The organism is Pseudomonas sp. SIMBA_041 (assembly GCF_046535095.1).
Classification (GTDB): Bacteria; Pseudomonadota; Gammaproteobacteria; order Pseudomonadales; family Pseudomonadaceae; genus Aquipseudomonas; species Aquipseudomonas mucoides.
Map to the genome: position 1 here is coordinate 1 of NZ_JAWRXJ010000161.1, position 296 is coordinate 296.

Below are 296 nucleotides of genomic sequence, written 5' to 3' on the forward strand. Positions count from 1 at the left end.
GGATAGCGTTGTGGGGTTGGTGCCACTGACAACTATGCCTCGCTTATCGATAGTGACTTGCCGATAAGCGCCGGCAACCTTATCCGCCGGAAGGGCTGCCACCAGGGAATCATCCACATATTGACGAGTCGCCAGCACCACCGCCGGATCAATCTTCAACACGATCTGCGCAGTGTTGGCGACGATGAAGTTCATGCGGATGACCTGGGTCTTGCCGGTACCCTGGGCCAGCAGGGGCTTGAAGCTCGGAGCGCAGTTGGCCACCGCCACCAGATCGCCGTCGGCATCGAACAAGC

The 296-nt window shown here is 59.5% G+C and carries 1 protein-coding gene; it reads right to left on the reverse strand.

Annotated elements, in window-relative coordinates; genetic code table 11:
* The coding region (locus SB725_RS30680; protein ID WP_410923123.1) for a phage tail protein at positions 1-296 on the reverse strand (296 nt) is incomplete at both ends.